This window comes from Enterobacter cloacae complex sp. P17RS (assembly GCF_014895885.1).
Classification (GTDB): domain Bacteria; phylum Pseudomonadota; class Gammaproteobacteria; order Enterobacterales; family Enterobacteriaceae; genus Enterobacter; species Enterobacter bugandensis.
Map to the genome: position 1 here is coordinate 195,566 of NZ_JADBQK010000007.1, position 17,298 is coordinate 212,863.

Genomic DNA, 17,298 nt, shown 5'->3' on the forward strand with positions numbered 1-17,298 from the left:
TGGCAAAGCGAATGTCACAGAGACAAAAGCGAGAATGCAAAACCCCACATAGACTGGATGAACACCCTGCGAAGAATAACGAAGGAGTATCCTATGTCTGAATCACAGGTGGCTGTTCTGCCTGCCGTGCAGCAGTTTTTAGACCGACACCACGGCCTGTGGATTGAAGGGCGTCAGGCCGCGTCGGACAGTGAAAAGCGGCTGAATGTCTACAATCCGGCCACGGGCGAGGTGATTGCCTCAACTGCCGATGCCAGCGTCGATGACGTTGACCGTGCCGTTATGTCCGGCTGGCACGCCTTTGTGGCCCGCACCTGGGCCGGAAAATTACCGGCGGAGCGCGAGCGGATCCTGCTCCATTTCGCCGATCTGGTCGAACAGCACGGCGAGGAGCTGGCTCAGCTTGAAACGCTGGAGCAGGGCAAATCAATTAACATCTCCCGGGCTTTTGAAGTGGGCTGCACCCTCAACTGGATGCGCTATACCGCCGGGCTGACCACCAAAATTGCGGGCAAAACCCTCGATCTTTCCATCCCGCTGCCGCAGGGGGCGCGCTACCAGGCGTGGACGCGTAAGGAGCCGGTTGGTGTGGTGGCCGGGATTGTGCCCTGGAACTTCCCGCTGATGATCGGGATGTGGAAAGTGATGCCAGCGCTGGCCGCGGGCTGCTCTATCGTCATTAAGCCGTCTGAAACCACGCCGCTGACCATGCTGCGCGTGGCGGAGCTGGCCAGCGAAGCGGGCATCCCGGACGGGGTGTTCAACGTAGTAACCGGCAGCGGCGCGGTGTGTGGCGCGGCGCTGACCTCACACCCGCATATTGCAAAGGTGAGCTTCACCGGCTCAACGGCGACGGGTAAGCAGATTGCCCGCGCGGCGGCGGACACGCTAACCGGGGTGACCCTGGAGCTGGGCGGGAAAAACCCGGCAATTGTACTCAAGGATGCGGAGCCCGCATGGGTGATAGAAGGATTAATGACCGGCAGCTTCCTGAACCAGGGGCAGGTGTGCGCGGCGAGCTCGCGCATCTACATTGAAGCGCCGCTGTTTGACACGCTGGTGAGCGGGTTCGAACAGGCGGTGAAATCCCTGAGCGTCGGGCCGGGCATGTCGCCGGAGGCGTTTATCAACCCGCTGGTGTCGCGCGCCCACTGCGATAAGGTGCAGACATTCCTCGACGAGGCGACGTCGCGCAATGCGGAGCTGATCGTCGGTAACCGCGGTCCGGAGGGCAAAGGCTATTACGTGTCGCCTACGCTGGTGGTGAACCCGGATGCCGCGCTGCGATTAACCCGAGAAGAGGTGTTTGGTCCGGTGGTCAACCTGGTGCGGGTATCCGACGGAGAAGAGGCGCTCCAGCTGGCAAACGACACCGAATATGGCCTGACGGCCAGCGTCTGGACGCAGAATATCAGCAAGGCGCTGGAGTACACCGATCGGCTGCAGGCGGGCACCGTGTGGGTGAACAGCCATACGCTGATTGACGCCAACCTGCCGTTCGGTGGGATGAAGCAGTCCGGTACAGGACGTGATTTTGGCCCGGACTGGCTGGACGGCTGGTGCGAAACCAAGTCGGTTTGCGTGCGGTATTAAAAAACAAGCCGGGTAAGGCGTAGCCGCCACCCGGCTTTATTTACAGCGACCACCGATCCCGCCCGGCCTCTTTCGCCCGGTACAGCGCCGCATCGGCGCGGGCAATAATCTCGGTACCCGCAAGCCCCTCGACCATGCCCGCAATCCCCATACTCACGGTGACACGATCGCTGACGGATGACGCGCTGTGCGGTATCGACTCCGCGCGCAGGCCGTCCTGAATGCGTACCGCAACTTTTTCCGCGATATTTTCCGGGCAGTTAAACAGGATCACCACAAACTCCTCGCCGCCGTAGCGTGACACCACATCGTCGGGCGTTCGCACTGACTGCTTCAATACCCGCGCCACGCGCGTCAGACAGTCGTCACCCGCCTGGTGACCGTAGGTGTCGTTGTAGCGTTTGAAATAGTCAATATCCAGCATAATCAGCGAGAACGGTTTCTTCTGCTCAACCGCGTTCTCCAGCACCACTTCCATCTTCCGGCGGTTGGCGGTTGTGGTTAACGGATCCTGATGCGCCAGCGCATCCAGTCGTGAGATCAGCAGCTGGTTTTGCTGGTTACGTCGCCAGGCCTCGTCAAACCAGCTTAAGAGGATGAATCGCCCGCAGATCAGGATCAGCGAAAAGACGCTCCAGATGATAACGAAGTGAAGATTAAGGCCATCATTCAGTACCCAGCTTGCAATCGGCAGGGTTATCCAGAGCGGGAGCACGAAGGCGAGCAACCCCACAGGGTAAAAGTAGAGGGCCGTTAACCCAGCGAGTAATAAAATAACGCACAGCGGCCAGACGTGGGGCAGCAGTAAATCGGTGATAAACCAGAAGCATGATATCGACCAGATAGCGCTACAGATACACAGCACTACGCTGATACCGGCGATGCGCCGCCAGCCCATAAGGATCAGTGCAGCCGAGAGGATAATAATGCCGAGCATCGATGCGTCGACCATTTTCATCATATGCGGCAAGTGGGGATAAAGGGGATCGCTGGCGTTAAGCAGAACATGGCGCAGCAGAATCATCACGGCGAAGCTGATGTTGACGAAAGCCAGCCAGGGCAGGTTCATCGCCAGCCCGTGCATAACCATGGCGTGGCGCGTCGGCCAGGTTGCCCGTTCCAGCGTCGGTTTTTTTCTTTTTTCCATAAAGCCCTTTCCCGTCCGGGGGAAAAATCATGCAGGTGAGATATCAGTAACTATAAGCAAGCCAGGACGATCCTCAAACGCCAGGGCAAAAAAAACCGGGCAATTGCCCGGCGGATGGTTATTTTTCGTCTTTTTTCTTCCCGAGCGTTGGCGTCTCGTCGAAGAAGTTCCACGGTTTAAGCAGGGTATGCACCCATTCCGTCGGCATGATCGGCCACTCTTCCGCGCGTGCGACGTGGGTGGTGCCGGTGGTCATCCACACCACGTCATCCTGGTTGTTCAGCGATTCGTTATCCTTGCTGTATTGTCCGAGGCCCGTGTCGTGGATGGAGCGGTTAGGGAATTTCCCTTCCGGATACAGCTCGTCCGGGTGGTAACGCGTCACCCACAGCTGTTTATCCATAAAGCTCAGACGATGGTAGATCCACTCGTCCGGGGCAAATTTCGCGCCGGTCGCCACCGGATGGGTACCGCCCGCGTAAGGGATAATCTGGTACGAGACCGGGTTGCCCATGCGGTTCTCCTTGCTGGTGTTGCTCAGCAGTCGGATGGTGCCCGGGTCAAACTTCTGCGCCGCCTGCTGTTCGGTATCAATGTCATACTGGTTCACCTGCATGGTGCTGGTGCGCGGGCCGCCGGCTGTATTCGGCTTCACTTCCGGGTCCATCGCCACCAGCTTGTTGTTGATGCCGTCCACGTCCATATCAAGACGGAAGTTATAGATGTGCTGGTGCGTGGTGCCCACGATATTATGATCGATCAGCGTGCCGTACTTTGTGTCGTCTTTGGCGGTGGCGTCATGCATGGTTTTCGCCTGCACGCCTTTCACCGCTTCGATACCCGTCGCACCGGCGTCAATGCCGATGGTGCCGTTTTCGTGGAACACCCAGTCGAAGATGTAATCGTAGTTGCCCACGGTACTCACCCAGCGCACCACCAGCTCGCGGCGTTCGGCGCTGACGTTCGGCTTGCCCATCTCCTGATGTTTATATTCTGGCCCCGCGTAGCGTTCGAAAATGGCGATCGCGCGCGGGATCTCCATCGGCGTGCCGGTGTAGTCTGGGATGGTTTCGTTGAGCATCACGGCGTTGGACGGCACGTCTTTACCGCGCACCAGCGGCGAGGTCAGGGTGCCCATGCCGTAGTCGCCGGAGTCGAGATAGGCCTTGAAGTACCAGCCCACGTCCGGATCGCCGTACGGGACAATCATGCCGCCGAGCGATCCCTGATACATCACCTGACGCTTTTTCCCGTTGTCGTTGTAAGTGACGGTCGAAATCATCGGGCCGACGCGGGAATCCAGGCTCAGGTGGAAATCCCAGTTCTGCCAGTGCACCATGTCGCCGGTAATGGTGTAGTTCTTGCCTTCCGGCTCAATGATGTCGAGCGGCTTTTTCGGCGTCTCGACACGGTCGCGGCCGTCATAGGGGCGCGGAGTCATCGGAACCGGCACAACGGCACCTTCTTCAATCTTCTGGATTTTTTTCTGCTCAAGATCGACCACGGCCACGAGGTTCTCGATCGGGTGCGCCCAGTAGTTGCCGTCGCCGACGTCCAGATAGCTCACCACCTTAAGCAGGCGGTCTTCCTGCTTCAGGCCGTCTTTACCGTCGAAGTAGCCGACGGTAAGCGGCGTGGTGATCACTTTTTTCGGGTCGGTGATGCCGTGTTTTTTAAGCACCTCGGCAAACTCCGGGCTCTCGTTAATGATCTGCTGAACCGCGGTGAAATCATCCAGCAGCACCATGCCGTGCGCGTCCTTCACCGGCTCCCAGCGCAGGATTTTATTATCCTTCAGGTCCACTACGCTTTCGATAACGTGCTTGCCGTCGAGCATGACGATCTTCGCCTGGCGAGGGGCGTCCACTGCCGTACCGTTGAGCACAAAGTCCCACACTTTGGCTTTCTCTGGTTGCGCAAGGGCGATCTGGGTAAAGCGGGTATTGGGTTTAAAATCCGCAGAGGCTTTCACAACCCCGACAGCCTGCTTAATTTCGTCCGCCGTCAGCGCGTTTAGCGGGTGAGGACGTTTTTCAACCTGGAAGGTCTGGTCAAGACCAGACTGGAAAACATCGTTGATGAAGGTCTCTGAGATAAAGGCTTTTTTGTCCTTCATCACTACCGGCACTTCAAGCTTGAGGGGGTGACCGTTGACGATGGCCGTCTTTGCGCCCGGTTTGACCTTCACGAAGGCGCCGTCTTTCGCAATGGTGAACATCTGTGCGTAATCATCCCACTGAACGTCCGCGCCAAAATCCTGCAGTGTTTTGTCCATCGGGACCATATGCGCCTCGCTGCCGTGGGCGAAAGCAGGGGATTGCCAGGCGCAACAGAGCGCAACGGCCATAGCAAGCGCCGTTCTACGGGCAGAAAAAGAAGAATTGCTTCCCATCGTAGACCTCATCTTGTTGTGTTTTTAGGGTTTATTGTGTTGTGACAGCCTTATCCTGACAGGCGCCTGAGAAAAGCGTTTGCCTGCATCTGCCAGGTTATTTGTTGGTCTTGCCAGGTTAAAAAAGGCGCTGAGATAAATCACAGGTCGTGCAGAGCAATCTCCTCTCCCCGTTGGGGAGAGGGTCAGGATGAGGGAGAACGTTAGCTGAAATCACCACGCTGGCGCGCCACCAGCGTCAGAATGGAGTAGAGCGCCACGGCCTGCTGGTGCTGGTTGAAAATCTCTACCGCCCATTCCACCACGCCGGTCGGTTTTTCCTCGGCGGTACGCTGTTTCTTCAGCGTTTTGCGCTTGCAGGTCAGACGCACCTGGATGGTGTCGCCCGGCTTGACCGGCTCGATAAAGCGCAGGTTTTCCATGCCGTAGTTGGCAATCACCGGCCCGACGCCTGCATCAACGAACAGTCCCGCCGCGGCGGAGATCAGGAAGTAGCCGTGAACCACGCGCTCGCCAAAGATCGACTCTGCCGCTCCGATCTTATCCATATGGGCATAAAAGTGATCCCCGCTCAGGCAGGCAAAATTGACGATGTCCGCCTCCGTCAGCGTGCGGCGCGGCGTCAGCAGGCTGTCGCCCGGCTGCAGTTCCTCAAAGTATTTACGGAACGGATGGACGCGATCTTCCTGCACCGCTGCGCCACGCACCCACTGCTTGCCGATGGCGGCCAGCATCGTCGGGCTGCCTTGAATCGCGGTGCGCTGCAGGTAGTGCTTCACCGCGCGCAGGCCGCCCAGCTCTTCGCCGCCGCCCGCGCGGCCAGGGCCGCCGTGCATTAGCTGAGGAAGCGGGGAGCCGTGGCCGGTAGATTCTTTTGATGATTCTTCGTTAAGGATCTGAATTCGCCCGTGGGCGCGTGCCGCGCCGGCAATAAACTGGCGGGCAATGTTCAGGTCTGCGGTGACAAGCGTCCCCGCCAGGCTGCCGCCGCCCGCGCGGGCAAGCTGCATGGCGTGCTCTGCACTGCGATACGGCATCAGCGTGGCGACCGGGCCGAAGGCTTCGGTATCGTGCACCGCCGGGGTTTCATCCGGCTGCGGGCAGAACAGCAGGGTCGGCGGGAAGAACGCCCCCGCGGCCTGCAGATCCGCTTTGCCGCCCAGACGGATCTGGCAGCCTGCGGCGACCAGCCGATCCACTTTCTCCTGCACGTCTGCGCGCTGTTCAGCGTTGACCAGCGCCCCCATCTTCACCCCTTCCTGCGCCGGGTCGCCCATCACCACCTTTTCCAGACGGGCAATCAGCGCCTGGCTGACGGCATCAACCTGGCTTTGCGGGACGATAATCCGGCGAATGGCGGTACATTTCTGCCCGGCCTTGGCGGTCATTTCGCGGACCACCTCCCGAATGAACAGGGCAAACTCCGGCTGCTCCGGCGTGACGTCTTCACCTAACACGCAGCAGTTCAGGGAGTCGGCTTCCATGGTGAACGGAATCGAATTCGCCACAATATTCGGGTGCACGCGCAGGCTTTGCCCGGTGCTGGAGGAGCCGGTAAAGGTCACCACGTCCTGGCTGTCGAGCTGGTCGAGCAGATCGCCCGCGCCGCCGCAAATCAGGCTGATGGCGCCGTCCGGCACCAGTCCGCTGTCCACGATGGATTTGACCATCGCCTGCGTCACCTGCGCGGTAGCGGTGGCGGGCTTGATGATGGCGGGCATCCCGGCAAGCCAGGTCGGCGCGAGTTTTTCCAGCATTCCCCAGCAGGGGAAGTTGAAGGCGTTGATGTGTACCGCCACGCCGGATTTCGAGGTCAGAACGTGGCGTGCCGCAAAGCCGCCTTCTTTCGACAGGGGGATGAGCTCATCTTCCGGCCACAGCGTGTCGTCCGGCAGCTCGCGGCTGCCCAGGCTGGCGTATGTGAAGAGGGTGCCGATGCCGCCTTCAATATCGACCCAGCTGTCCGCCTTCGTCGCGCCCGTCTGGGCGGACAGGGCATAAAACGCCTCTTTTTCGCCGAGCAGGTGTTTCGCCACCGCTTTCAGCATGGCGGCACGTTCAATAAAGGTCATGGCGCGCAATGCCTCGCCCCCATGCTCAATGGCATAGCGACGGGCGGCCGCCATGTCCAGCCCTTCGCTGGTCACTTCCCAGAGTGCTTCGCCGCTGATGGCGTGATGAATCGCGCGTTCGCGGCCCCGGCCAGACTGCCAGGTACCGGACAAGAAGCTGGCTAACTGCTGCATCGCTTATCTCCAAATGTTTCGTGATTTCACTATTAATAGTTTGATCGTGAATCATAAAAATCAAGCTGTGTTTTTAATGAATTGTTAACGTTGTGATCTGGCTGGACGAATCGCGTCGCGTAAGGGCGCTTTGCAAAAGGCCTGGCGTAAAAGCCTTGCGAGCAGCATCACAAAACCGGGAAACAATTCTTGGGGTTATATTTAACCTTTGTGTAACTTTTAAAAACAAAGTGATTCAACATTTTTCTTTAATTTGCAAACTAACGAATCATAAAGGTGATGACGTGACGCAAGAACAACGGTTTGAGCAGCGCATAGCGCAGGAGACGGCGATTGAGCCTCAGGACTGGATGCCGGAAGCCTACCGTAAAACGCTGATCCGCCAGATTGGTCAGCACGCGCACTCCGAAATTGTCGGCATGCTCCCGGAAGGGAACTGGATAGCCCGCGCGCCGACGCTGCGCCGAAAAGCGATCCTGCTGGCGAAAGTGCAGGACGAAGCTGGACACGGGCTTTACCTCTACAGCGCGGCGGAAACGCTGGGCTGCGCGCGGGAAGACATCTACCAGAAGATGCTCGACGGCAAGATGAAATACTCCTCCATCTTCAACTATCCGACCCTGAGCTGGGCCGATATCGGCGTGATCGGCTGGCTGGTGGACGGCGCGGCCATCGTCAACCAGGTGGCGCTGTGCCGAACCTCCTACGGCCCGTATGCACGGGCGATGGTGAAAATCTGTAAAGAAGAGAGCTTCCACCAGCGTCAGGGTTTTGAAGCCTGCATGGCGCTGGCGCAGGGCAGTGAGGCCCAGCGTCAGATGCTGCAGGACGCCATCAACCGCTTCTGGTGGCCGGCGCTGATGATGTTCGGGCCGAACGACGACAACTCGCCGAACAGCGCCCGCAGCCTGGCCTGGAAAATCAAACGCTTTGGCAACGACGAGCTGCGCCAGCGCTTTGTCGACAACACGGTTCCGCAGGTGGAGATGCTCGGCATGACGGTGCCGGATCCGGACCTGCGTTTCGATGAAGAGAGCGGACACTACCGCTTCGGCGAGATCGACTGGCAGGAGTTTGACGAGGTCATTAACGGGCGTGGCATCTGTAACCACGAACGTCTGGCCGCGAAACGCAAAGCCTGGGACGACGGGGCGTGGGTGCGGGAAGCCGCGCTGGCGCACGCCGAAAAACAACGTACCCGTCAGGCCGCATAAGAGGAAATAACCATGAGCAATGTCTACTGGCCGCTGTACGAAGTGTTCGTACGCAGCAAACAAGGGTTATCCCACCGTCACGTGGGCAGCCTGCATGCCGCCGACGATCGCATGGCGCTGGAAAATGCCCGTGATGCCTACACCCGCCGCAGCGAAGGCTGTTCTATCTGGGTGGTGAAGGCGAGTGAAATTGTGGCCTCCCAGCCAGAAGAGAGCGGCGAGTTCTTCGACCCGGCGGAAAGCAAGGTTTACCGCCATCCGACGTTCTACACCATCCCTGACGGCATCGAGCATATGTGAGGCAAAGAATGAACTCAGTGACTGCCTATGCCCTGCGTCTGGGCGACAACGGTCTGGTGCTCTCCCAGCGTCTCGGCGCCTGGTGCGGCCACGCGCCGGAGCTGGAAATCGACCTCGCGCTCGCCAATATCGGCCTCGATCTGCTGGGGCAGGCGCGCAATTTCCTGACCTATGCCGCGGAATTAGAAGGCCAGGGCGATGAAGACACGCTGGCGTTTGGCCGCGACGAGCGCCAGTTCCGCAACGTCCTGCTGGTGGAGCAGCCGAACGGCAGCTTCGCCGACACGATTGCCCGCCAGTACCTGATGGACGCCTGGAACGTGGCGCTGTACGAACGCCTGACTCAGAGCAGCGACGGCCAGCTTGCTGCCATCGCCGCCAAAGCCATTAAAGAGGCGCGCTACCACCTGCGCTTCAGCCGCGGCTGGCTGGTGCGGCTGGGCGACGGGACCGAAACCTCCGCGCAAAAAATGCAGCAGGCCATCGACAGCCTGTGGCGGTTTACGGCGGAGCTGTTTGACGCCGATGAGGTCGAGCTTGATCTGATTGACGCCGGCGTGGCGGTGGATCCGCGAACCCTGCGCCAGCCGTGGGAAAGCGAAGTGTTTGCTGGTCTGAAAGAAGCCTGTCTGCAGGTTCCCGCAGAGGTGGCGTACCGCACCGGGGGCAAGAAGGGGCTTCATACCGAACATCTGGGTCCGATGCTGGCGGAAATGCAGTATCTCCAGCGCGCGTATCCCGGTCAGCAGTGGTAAAGGAGAACGCTATGCAACGCCTCGTCGACATCGCGCCTGCGCAAATTCCGCAGATCTGGGCGCTGTTAAGCCAGATCCCCGATCCGGAAGTGCCGGTGTTAACCATCACCGATTTAGGCATGGTGCGCAGCGTGAAGGCGCAGGGGGAAGGCTGGGTGATTGGCTTCACGCCAACCTACTCGGGCTGCCCGGCAACGGAACACCTGCTGGGGGCGATCCGCGAGGCGATGACCGCGCATGGTTTCACTCCCGTGCACATCGTGCTCCAGCTTGAACCTGCCTGGACCACCGACTGGATGACCGCCGACGCGCGCGAGCGCCTGCGGGCGTATGGCATCAGCCCACCGGTGGGGCATAGCTGCCACGCGCACGCCCCGGCAGAGGTGAGCTGCCCGCGCTGCGCCAGCACCGACACCTCCCTTATCAGTGAATTTGGCTCGACGGCCTGCAAAGCGCTCTACCGCTGCAATACCTGCCGCGAACCCTTCGACTATTTCAAATGTATTTGAGGCTGCCATGACAACGTTTCATTCATTAACAGTGGCAAAAGTGGAACCCGAAACCCGCGACGCGGTAACCATCACCTTCGCGGTGCCGCAGGCGCTGCAGGAGGCCTACCGCTTCCGCCCCGGTCAGCACCTGACCCTGAAAACGACGCTGGGCGAAGACGAGCTGCGCCGCTGCTACTCCATCTGCCGCAGCACCGCGCCGGGTGAGATCAGCGTGGCGGTCAAAGCCATCGACGGTGGGCGCTTTTCCCGCTATGCCCGGGATGAGATCAAAGCGGGCATGGCGCTGGAGGTGATGGTTCCTCAAGGGCAGTTTGGCTACCAGCCGCAGCCTGAACGTGAAGGCCACTACCTGGCAATTGCCGCAGGCTCCGGGATCACCCCGATGCTGGCGATTATCTCCGCCACGCTTTCGACCGAATCCAACAGCCATTTCACCCTGATCTACGGCAACCGCAGCAGCCAGAGCATGATGTTCCGCCAGGCGCTGGCGGACCTGAAGGACAAATACCCGCAGCGGCTGCAGCTGGTCTCCATCTTCAGCCAGGAGCGGCTGGACAGCGACCTGCTCTTTGGCCGCATCGACGGGGAAAAGCTGCAGGCGCTGGCGAAAACCCTGATCAACTTCCGCCAGTATGACGAGGCCTTTATCTGCGGCCCGTCGGCGATGATGGACGACGCCGAAGCGACGCTGAAAGCGCTGGGGATGCCGGAAAAATCCATTCACCTTGAGCGCTTTAACACCTCCGGAATCACCGTTAAGCGCGCGGTGCACGTGCAGGCGGAAGGTCAAAAAGTGACCGTGCGCCAGGACGGGCGCGACCGTGAAATCACCCTGACGGCGGACGACGAAAGCATTCTTGATGCTGCCCTGCGTCAGGGAGCGGATCTGCCGTATGCCTGCAAGGGCGGCGTGTGCGCCACCTGCAAATGCAAAGTGCTGCGCGGCAAGGTGGACATGGCAACCAACTACAGCCTGGAGCCGGACGAGCTGGCCGCCGGGTACGTACTGAGCTGTCAGTCGCTGCCGTTAACCGCCGACGTGATTGTCGACTTTGACGCGAAGGGGATGGCATGAGCGAGCTGATTGTTACCCGTCATGGCCGCGTGCTGCAGTTGACGCTGAACCGTCCGTCGGCGCGCAACGCCCTTAACAATGCGCTGCTGGCGCAGCTTGCGGAACAGCTTGAGGCTGCCGCCGTGGATGCCGACATCGCCGTCTGCGTGATTTACGGCAGCGAGCGCTGCTTTGCCGCCGGGGCCGATCTCAACGAAATGGCGGAGAAAGACCTGCCCGCCACACTGAACGATATCCGTCCGCAGCTGTGGGCGCGCATTAACGCGTTTAACAAACCGCTGATTGCCGCCGTGAACGGCTTCGCGCTGGGCGCAGGCTGCGAGCTGGCGCTGCTGTGCGACGTGATCATTGCTGGCGATAACGCCCGTTTCGGCCTGCCGGAAATCACGCTGGGCATCATGCCCGGCGCGGGTGGCACCCAGCGACTGATCCGCAGCGTCGGTAAATCCCTGGCCAGCAAAATGGTGCTGACCGGCGAGAGCATTACCGCAGAGCAGGCGCTGGGCGCCGGGCTGGTGAGCGATCTCTTCCCGGCGTCTCTGACACTGGAGTACGCCCTGAAGCAGGCGGCGCTGATGGCGCGCCACTCTCCGCTGGCGCTGCAGGCGGCGAAGCAGGCGCTGCGCCAGTCGCAGGAGGTGCCGCTACAGGCCGGTCTGGCCCAGGAGCGCCAGCTGTTTACGCTGCTTTCCGCCACCGAAGACCGCCGGGAAGGTATCGACGCCTTCTTACAAAAACGCACCCCCGACTTTAAAGGACGCTAATTGTGGAATTTATTCTCAGTCACGTAGAACAGGGCGTAATGACCATTACGCTGAACCGTCCGGAGCGTCTGAACAGCTTTAACGACGTGATGCACCAGCAGCTTGCCGAGTGCCTGAAGCAGGCCGAGCGCGATGACGCCATCCGCTGCCTGCTGATCACCGGGGCAGGACGCGGGTTCTGCGCCGGTCAGGATCTGAACGACCGTAACGTCGACCCCAACGGCCCGGCGCCGGATCTGGGAATGTCTGTCGAAACCTTCTACAACCCGCTGGTGCGCCGCCTGGCAAAGCTGCCGAAGCCGGTCATCTGCGCGGTTAACGGGGTGGCGGCTGGCGCGGGAGCTACGCTGGCGCTCGGCTGTGACATGGTGATTGCCGCCCGGTCGGCCAACTTCGTGATGGCCTTCAGCAAGCTCGGCCTGGTGCCGGACTGCGGCGGCACGTGGCTGCTGCCGCGCGTGGCCGGACGCGCCCGCGCCATGGGGCTGGCGCTGCTCGGGGACAAACTCAGCGCCGAGCAGGCGCAGGCGTGGGGGATGATCTGGCAGGTGGTGGACGACGACCAGCTCTCCGCCACGGCGCAGCAGATGGCGCTGCACTTTGCCTCGCAGCCGACCTTCGGCCTGGGCCTGATCAAGCAGGCGATCAATGCTGCGGAAACCAACACCCTCGACGCGCAGCTTGACCTGGAGCGCGACTATCAGCGTCTGGCCGGTCGCAGCGACGACTACCGCGAGGGCGTCAGCGCTTTCCTCGCGAAGCGCGCGCCTAACTTTACGGGGAAATAAAATGCTCAACATACGGACTGTCGCCGTGATTGGCAGCGGCACGATGGGCGCGGGGATTGCAGAAGTGGCAGCCAGCCACGGGCATCAGGTGCTGCTCTACGACATCTCCAGCGATGCGATATCCCGCGCTATCGAGGGGATCCGCCAGCGTCTGGCCTCCCGGGTGACGCGCGGAAAACTCTCCGCCGATGCCGGGAGCCAGATCCTCGCCAGGCTGCTTCCCGTCACGGATATCGACGCGCTCTCCGCGGCCGAACTGGTGATTGAAGCGGCCTCGGAACGGCTGGAGGTTAAAAAGGCGCTGTTTTCGCAGCTGGCGGAAATCTGCCCGCCGCAGACGGTGCTGACAAGCAATACCTCTTCGATCTCCGTCACGGCGATTGCTGCGGATATCCACCATCCGGAGCGCGTCGCCGGGCTGCACTTCTTCAACCCGGCGCCGGTCATGAAGCTGGTGGAGGTGGTCAGCGGGCTGGCGACCTCCCCGGAAGTGGCCGACGCGCTGTGCGAGCTGGCGCTGAACTGGGGCAAGCAGCCCGTGCGCTGCCAGTCAACGCCGGGGTTCATTGTCAACCGCGTCGCGCGTCCGTTCTATTCCGAGGCCTGGCGCGCGCTGGAAGAGCAGGTGGCCGCGCCGGAAGTGATTGACGCCGCCCTGCGCGAAGGCGGCGGCTTCCCGATGGGGCCGCTGGAGCTGACCGACATGATTGGTCAGGACGTTAACTTCGCGGTGACCTGCTCGGTATTTAACGCCTTCTGGCAGGAGCGTCGTTTTCTGCCCTCGCTGGTGCAGCAGGAGCTGGTGCTGGCTGGCAGGCTGGGCAAAAAAAGCGGGAAGGGCGTTTATGACTGGCAGGGCGACAGGCCCGGGGTGCGCTGGGCTGATACCGTGAACGACAGCTACAGCCCGATGCGCGTGGAAAAAAGACGTGACGGTGTCACGGAAATTGATGATGTGTACCTGATTGAAACGCAGGGCGAAACCGCGCAGGCCCTGGCGCTGCGGCTTAACGGCCCGGTGGTGGTGGTGGACCGCATCGAGCGCGACGTCGCGGTCATCGCCGCAGCCGCCAGCAACCCGCATACGGCGACGCAAAAGGCCATCCGCTTCCTGCAGCAGCAGGGGCTTCGGGTGGTGCAGATTGCCGATTATCCCGGCCTGCTGGTCTGGCGCACGGTGGCGATGATTGCCAACGAAGCGCTGGATGCTCTGCAAAAAGGGGTCGCCAGCGAGAAGGACATCGATACCGCCATGCGCCTGGGCGTGAATTACCCGAGCGGGCCGATCGCCTGGGGCGAGCGCCTGGGCTGGCAGCGCCTGCTGACGCTGCTGGAGAACCTGCAGCGTCATTACGGCGAAGAACGCTATCGCCCCTGTTCCCTGCTGCGCCAGCGCGCGCTTCTGGAGAGTAGCTATGAGTCATAACGCCTGGCACAACGCCCGCGCCATGTACGAACGGGACGCCTGCGCGCAGGCGATGGGGATGGACATTGTCGATATGGGCGACGGCTACGCGGTGGTGTCCATGACCATCACCCCGCAGATGCTCAACGGCCACCAAACCTGCCACGGCGGACAGCTGTTTTCGCTGGCAGACACCGCCTTTGCCTACGCCTGCAACAGTCAGGGGCTGGCGGCGGTGGCCTCCGGCTGTTCGATTGACTTTCTGCGTCCGGGCTTTGCCGGGGACACGCTTACCGCCACCGCGCGGGTCAAGCATCAGGGCAGGCTGACCGGCGTGTACGACATTGAAATTCAGAACCAGCAACAGAAAACCGTCGCCCTTTTTCGCGGAAAATCTCACCGCATCGGCGGCAATGTGACAGGAGAGGCCTGATGCGTGACGCATTTATTTGTGATGGCGTTCGAACCCCGGTGGGGCGCTACGGCGGGGCGCTTTCCGCCGTTCGGACTGACGATCTCGGCGCTGTGCCGCTGCGCGCGCTACTGGCACGCTATCCGCAGCTCGATCTGGAGCGGATTGACGACGTGATCTTCGGCTGCGCGAACCAGGCGGGTGAAGATAATCGCAACGTGGCGCGTATGTCGTCGCTGCTGGCCGGGCTGCCGCAGACGGTGTCCGGAACCACCATTAACCGCCTGTGCGGGTCGGGGCTGGACGCGATTGGTTTTGCCGCACGCGCCATTAAGGCGGGCGACGGCGACCTGCTGATTGCGGGCGGCGTGGAGTCCATGTCCCGCGCGCCGTTTGTGATGGGCAAAGCCACCGCCGCGTTCCAGCGACAGGCGGAGATCTTTGATACCACCATCGGCTGGCGATTTGTGAATCCGCTCATGCATCAGCAATTCGGAACTGACAGCATGCCGGAAACGGCAGAGAATGTAGCTGAATTGTTAAATATCAGCCGTGCCGATCAGGACGCGTTCGCGCTGCGCAGCCAGCAGCGTACCGCGCAGGCGCAGCAGAATGGCATTCTGGCGCAGGAGATTGTGTCGGTGCAGGTGCCGGGGAAAAAAGGGGCGGTCAACGAGTTCAGCGAGGATGAACATCCCCGCGCGGACACCACGCTTGAGCAGCTTGCCGGGCTAAAAACGCCGTTCCGCAGGAACGGGGTGGTCACGGCGGGAAATGCCTCCGGGGTCAACGACGGCGCAGCGGCGCTGATCGTCGCCAGCGAGCAGATGGCGCTGGCGCAGGGGCTGGTCCCGCGCACGCGGATCGTGGCGATGGCGACGGCAGGCGTGGAGCCACGTCTGATGGGACTCGGCCCGGTACCGGCCACGCGCAAGGTGCTGGAGCGCGCCGGACTCAGCATTAACGAGATGGACGTGATCGAGCTCAACGAAGCTTTCGCCGCGCAGGCGCTGGGCGTGCTGCGTCAGTTGGGATTGCCGGATGATGCCGCGCACGTCAACCCGAACGGCGGCGCGATTGCGATTGGTCACCCGCTGGGGATGAGCGGCGCCAGACTGGCGCTGGCCGCGAGTAATGAACTGCACCGACGCGGCGGGCGCTACGCGCTTTGTACGATGTGCATCGGTGTGGGTCAGGGCATAGCCATGATCCTTGAGCGTGTTTGAGCATAAAAACAATGTGAGTACCCTACAATGACAAATACAACAAAGCTTGATCCGATTGAAACGGCCTCCCTTGACGAACTGCAGGCGCTGCAGACCGCGCGTCTGAAATGGACGCTGCACCACGCCTATAACAACGTGCCGATGTACAAACGCAAGTTTGACGCCGCGGGCGTTCACCCTGATGATTTCAACGAGCTGGCGGATATCCGTAAGTTCCCGTGCACCACCAAGCAGGACCTGCGGGATAACTACCCGTTTGATACCTTTGCCGTGCCGATGGAGCAGGTGGTGCGTATTCACGCTTCATCCGGCACCACCGGCAAACCGACCGTTGTCGGCTACACGCAGGGTGACATCGACAACTGGGCCAACCTGGTGGCCCGCTCCCTGCGCGCGGCGGGCGGCAGCGCGAAGGACAAAATTCACGTGGCCTATGGCTATGGCCTGTTTACCGGCGGGCTGGGCGCGCACTACGGTGCCGAGCGTTTGGGGGCGACGGTGATCCCGATGTCCGGCGGCCAGACAGAGAAACAGGCGCAGCTGATCCGTGATTTCCAGCCGGACATGATCATGGTGACGCCATCCTACTGTCTCAACCTGATTGAGGAGCTGGAGCGCCAGATGGGCGGCGACGCCAGCACCTGCTCCCTGCGCGTTGGCGTTTTCGGCGCGGAGCCGTGGACGCAGGCCATGCGTCGCGAAATCGAAAAACGCTTAGGCATTACGGCGCTGGATATTTATGGCCTCTCCGAGGTGATGGGGCCTGGCGTGGCGATGGAATGTATCGAAACCGCCGACGGCCCAACCATCTGGGAAGATCATTTCTACCCGGAGATCGTCAACCCGAACGACGGCACGCCGCTGGATGACGGCCAGCAGGGCGAACTGCTGTTCACCACGCTGACCAAAGAGGCGCTGCCGGTGATCCGCTACCGCACCCGCGACCTGACGCGTCTGCTGCCGGCAACCGCGCGCAGCATGCGGCGCATGGACCGGATCGGCGGCCGCAGCGACGATATGCTGATCATCCGCGGCGTCAACGTTTTCCCGTCGCAGCTGGAAGAGGAGATCGTGAAGTTCGAACACCTTTCTCCGCACTATCAGCTGGAGGTGAACCGTCGTGGGCATCTTGATTCACTTTCCGTGAAGGTGGAGCTGAAAGAGAGCAGCTTAACGCTGACGCACGAGCAGCGTTGTCAGGTGTGCCACCAGCTGCGCCACCGCATAAAGTCGATGGTCGGGATTTCCACCGACGTGATGATTGTGAACTGCGGCAGCATCCCGCGCTCGGAGGGGAAAGCCTGCCGGGTGTTTGATCTGCGTAAAGCGGCGGCGAACGGTTAAAACACCTGGCCCTCTCCCCTTTAGGGTGTACAGTCCGGGGACATGGTAGACAGGTGTTCGGGGACATGGTGAACACTTTTTAACATCCTTTACCCATGGTGATCGACTTTTTCTTCAGGTCGATC

Annotated in this window: 15 protein-coding genes; 12 read left to right on the plus strand and 3 right to left on the minus strand. The window is 61.0% G+C overall.

Annotated features, from left to right (window positions below):
• Positions 1–93 precede the first annotated feature (93 nt).
• Entirely contained in the window at positions 94–1,593 is a 1,500-nt protein-coding gene (locus tag IM265_RS08525) for an aldehyde dehydrogenase family protein (protein ID WP_193031304.1), read from the plus strand.
• A gap of 40 nt (positions 1,594–1,633) precedes the next feature.
• Here IM265_RS08525 and IM265_RS08530 read toward each other — a convergent pair whose 3' ends face one another.
• The 3 genes from IM265_RS08530 to paaZ form a co-directional block, all read right to left on the minus strand.
• The gene (locus IM265_RS08530) at positions 1,634–2,740 is read right to left on the minus strand and encodes a GGDEF domain-containing protein (RefSeq protein ID WP_028013023.1); all 1,107 of its coding nucleotides are present in this window, start codon (positions 2,738–2,740) and stop codon (positions 1,634–1,636) included.
• A gap of 118 nt (positions 2,741–2,858) precedes the next feature.
• On the minus strand, positions 2,859–5,132 hold the full coding sequence (tynA, locus tag IM265_RS08535) for a primary-amine oxidase (RefSeq protein WP_193031306.1): 2,274 nt from the start codon (positions 5,130–5,132) through the stop codon (positions 2,859–2,861).
• Positions 5,133–5,335: 203 nt separating this feature from the next.
• Positions 5,336–7,378, minus strand: coding sequence for a phenylacetic acid degradation bifunctional protein PaaZ (paaZ, locus tag IM265_RS08540; protein WP_193031308.1), 2,043 nt, complete (start codon positions 7,376–7,378; stop codon positions 5,336–5,338).
• A 284-nt stretch (positions 7,379–7,662) separates the two neighbouring features.
• Between paaZ and paaA the strand changes: the two genes are divergently transcribed.
• The 11 genes from paaA to paaK are packed head-to-tail and all read left to right on the plus strand — an operon-like array spanning position 7,663 to position 17,173.
• Positions 7,663–8,592, plus strand: coding sequence for a 1,2-phenylacetyl-CoA epoxidase subunit PaaA (gene paaA, locus IM265_RS08545; protein WP_028013027.1), 930 nt, complete (start codon positions 7,663–7,665; stop codon positions 8,590–8,592).
• A gap of 12 nt (positions 8,593–8,604) precedes the next feature.
• Positions 8,605–8,892 carry a 1,2-phenylacetyl-CoA epoxidase subunit PaaB gene (gene paaB / locus IM265_RS08550; protein ID WP_003857353.1) on the plus strand — a complete coding sequence of 96 codons (288 nt, stop codon included), beginning with the start codon at positions 8,605–8,607 and terminating at the stop codon, positions 8,890–8,892.
• Between the two features lie 8 nt (positions 8,893–8,900).
• Positions 8,901–9,647, plus strand: coding sequence for a 1,2-phenylacetyl-CoA epoxidase subunit PaaC (gene paaC / locus IM265_RS08555; protein WP_063942529.1), 747 nt, complete (start codon positions 8,901–8,903; stop codon positions 9,645–9,647).
• 11 nt (positions 9,648–9,658) lie between these two features.
• On the plus strand, positions 9,659–10,156 hold the full coding sequence (gene paaD, locus IM265_RS08560; protein WP_153655945.1) for a 1,2-phenylacetyl-CoA epoxidase subunit PaaD: 498 nt from the start codon (positions 9,659–9,661) through the stop codon (positions 10,154–10,156).
• Between the two features lie 7 nt (positions 10,157–10,163).
• Positions 10,164–11,234, plus strand: a complete 1,071-nt coding sequence (gene paaE / locus IM265_RS08565; protein WP_182034631.1) for a 1,2-phenylacetyl-CoA epoxidase subunit PaaE — start codon at positions 10,164–10,166, stop codon at positions 11,232–11,234.
• Positions 11,231–11,998: a 2,3-dehydroadipyl-CoA hydratase PaaF gene (gene paaF / locus IM265_RS08570; protein ID WP_182034633.1), complete on the plus strand. Its 768-nt coding sequence runs from the start codon at positions 11,231–11,233 to the stop codon at positions 11,996–11,998. Before paaE ends, paaF begins: the two co-directional genes overlap by 4 nt.
• On the plus strand, positions 11,998–12,786 hold the full coding sequence (gene paaG, locus IM265_RS08575; RefSeq protein ID WP_041910183.1) for a 2-(1,2-epoxy-1,2-dihydrophenyl)acetyl-CoA isomerase PaaG: 789 nt from the start codon (positions 11,998–12,000) through the stop codon (positions 12,784–12,786). The genes paaF and paaG overlap by 1 nt, the downstream gene beginning before the upstream one ends.
• Position 12,787: 1 nt before the next feature.
• A complete protein-coding gene (gene paaH, locus IM265_RS08580) occupies positions 12,788–14,212 on the plus strand; it encodes a 3-hydroxyacyl-CoA dehydrogenase PaaH (RefSeq protein ID WP_193031310.1) in 1,425 nt (474 codons plus the stop codon).
• Entirely contained in the window at positions 14,202–14,624 is a 423-nt protein-coding gene (paaI, locus tag IM265_RS08585; RefSeq protein WP_136343226.1) for a hydroxyphenylacetyl-CoA thioesterase PaaI, read from the plus strand. Before paaH ends, paaI begins: the two co-directional genes overlap by 11 nt.
• Positions 14,624–15,829, plus strand: a complete 1,206-nt coding sequence (gene pcaF, locus IM265_RS08590; protein WP_047368479.1) for a 3-oxoadipyl-CoA thiolase — start codon at positions 14,624–14,626, stop codon at positions 15,827–15,829. Before paaI ends, pcaF begins: the two co-directional genes overlap by 1 nt.
• A gap of 27 nt (positions 15,830–15,856) precedes the next feature.
• Entirely contained in the window at positions 15,857–17,173 is a 1,317-nt protein-coding gene (gene paaK / locus IM265_RS08595; RefSeq protein ID WP_063942526.1) for a phenylacetate--CoA ligase PaaK, read from the plus strand.
• The last annotated feature ends 125 nt before the right edge of the window (positions 17,174–17,298 follow it).